The following is a 2,359-nucleotide window of genomic DNA, read 5'->3' as shown; positions in this document are numbered from 1 at the left end:
AACTGAAGGTGTAATATGTTTATTTTTCAAATCGAAATTAAAAATATTGTGCCGGAGGCGTCTCCGGCACATTAGGCAATTACGGCAGGTAAAACACTTCTTGCAGTTCGCTACTCACCGGGCTGTTATCCGGGTTCGCGGGCATGACGTCGGTCATATATTTCCACCAACGTTGGCAAACATCAGTACTGGCAACCGCATTCCAGCGCTCTTCAGATTCAATCTCTACCGTGGCAAACAGCAGATTACGCGCTTTGTCGAGGTAAATGGCGTAGTTATGCGCACCGTGAGATTTCAACACTGCTTCCAGTTCCGGCCAGATGGGGTTATGCCGACGCTGATACTCTTCGTGAGCGTCGGGGTTAACCTGCATGACAAAGGCTTTGCGGATCATGTTTGCTCCTTACAGCGCCAGCGCACTGGCTAGTGGTGTAACGCCGAAGCGCTTGCCGAGCGCTATCAACTCTTCACGGCTGATGGTCTGTTTCATGCCGCCCATCGAATAAACCTTCACTAATACTTGTGCTGATTTTTCTGCGGTGTCGATTAAACCGAATGTTTCATCCAACGTCGACCCGCTGCCGAAGACGCCGTGGAAGGGCCACAACACCAGCGAATGTTTTTGCATCTCTTGTGCGGTCGCCTGGCCGATTTCGTCCGTGCCGGGCACCATCCACGGCAGAATGCCAACGCCATCCGGGAATACCACCAGACACTCGGTGCTGCCTTCCCACAGTTGGCGAGTAAAGACCGCGGTGTCGTTTTCCAGTACATAGGTGAGGGCGATCAGGTTGGTGGCGTGGCAGTGCATGATCACCCGATCTTTACCGTTGGTGGCTTTAATGCGCTCGCAGTGGGAAAGGAAGTGAGCCGGAAGTTCGGAAGTGGGAACGGCTTCGTTGGTTAACCCCCAGAGAATATGGTAGCCCGCGCCGTCGCTGTCGACTTTTACGACGCCTAAGTTAGCTGCAGGATCAAGCTGGACGTTACGGAAGAATTTGCCGGAGCCGGTGACAATAAACGGCGTATTTGCCAGTAAAGGCATGGGCTGGCTGAGCGGAATATAGCGCGGTTGTGGGTGGAAGTTGTCGTGATAAAGCGCGATATCGGCGTCATCCAGGCGCAGCGTCAGGTTGCCGCCGTTGCGCTCGTCCCAGCCTTTCAGCCAGGCATCGGTGGTGGCTTTGATCATTCCCTGGACAAACCAGGACTGGGTAATGTTTTGCATGTTCTGTGTTCCTGTAAATTCGGTGTTGTCAGATGCACGACCCGTAGGCCGGATAAGGCGCTCGTGCCGCATCCGGCAATCAATGCCTGATGCGACGCTGTCGCGTCTTATCAGGCCTACAACTGTTGCCGACCTGTAGGCCGGATAAGGCGCTCGCGCCGCATCCGGCAGTGTTTACCCACGCTGGCTCAAAATCGCTTTCTCATAAGCCCGCACGCTCTCCAGCCATTCGCTACCCGTTGGGGTATCGTGACGTTGGCAATACATTTCCCAGACCGCCTGCCACGGCAACGATTTCTGCTCTTCCAGCAGTGCCAGACGCGCAGTGTAATCGCCCGCCGCTTCCAGCTTGCGCAGCTCGGCGGTAGGTTCCAGCAACGCACGCAGCAGGGCTTTTTTCATATTGCGTGTACCAATGACCCACGCGGCAATGCGGTTGATAGAGGCATCGAAGAAGTCAAGGCCGATATGCACCCGGTCAAACAGATCGTGACGCACAATCTCACTGGCAATTGCCTGGGTTTCATCATCCAGCAGCACTACGTGATCGCTGTCCCAGCGAACCGGACGGCTGACGTGCAGCAGCAACTGCGGCACATACAGCATGGCGGCGGAAATCTTGTCGGAAATCACTTCAGTCGGGTGGAAGTGCCCGGCGTCCAGGCACAGCGCAGTCTGGCGGCTGGTGGCATACCCCATGTAAAACTCATTGGAGCCAACCGTGTAGCTCTCTGCGCCAATGCCAAACAATTTGCTCTCAACGGCGTCGATATGGTGCGCAGGGTTTAGCTTCTCGCTGATCACCTCATCCAGTGCTGCCAGCAGACGCTGACGCGGGGCGAGACGGTCAACGGTGATATCTTTCATACCATCCGGGATCCAGATGTTCATCACCGATGGTGTGCCGAGTTGCTCGCCAAAATAGGCCGAAACGCGACGGCTGGCTTTGCAGTGATCAATCCAGAACTGGCGAATGCTGTCGTCGGCATGGGAAAGCGTAAAGCCATCGGCGCTTAGCGGATGCGAAAAGCAGGAGGGGTTAAAATCCAGACCGAGCTGATTGGCTTTCGCCCATTCAACCCAGTTTTTGAAGTGCTCTGGTTTGATCTGATCGCGCGAGACTGGCGTATC

3 protein-coding genes are annotated in these 2,359 nt (G+C 55.1%); all 3 read right to left on the bottom strand.

The features are described from left to right. Positions 1 to 79: 79 nt before the first annotated feature. Positions 80 to 394, bottom strand: coding sequence for an L-rhamnose mutarotase (rhaM, locus tag QZF50_RS23505; protein WP_000619503.1), 315 nt, complete (start codon positions 392 to 394; stop codon positions 80 to 82). A gap of 9 nt (positions 395 to 403) precedes the next feature. Further along, entirely contained in the window at positions 404 to 1,228 is an 825-nt protein-coding gene (gene rhaD / locus QZF50_RS23500; protein WP_001179722.1) for a rhamnulose-1-phosphate aldolase, read from the bottom strand. Between the two features lie 174 nt (positions 1,229 to 1,402). Then, a partial coding sequence (gene rhaA / locus QZF50_RS23495) for an L-rhamnose isomerase (protein ID WP_290389035.1) occupies positions 1,403 to 2,359 on the bottom strand: 957 nt, incomplete at its 5' end.

It is taken from the genome of uncultured Escherichia sp., assembly GCF_948475835.1.
Lineage (GTDB): Bacteria > Pseudomonadota > Gammaproteobacteria > Enterobacterales > Enterobacteriaceae > ECMA0423.
The sequence above is the reverse complement of the archived record's forward strand: the minus strand, read 5'-3'. Positions and strand labels throughout refer to the sequence as shown.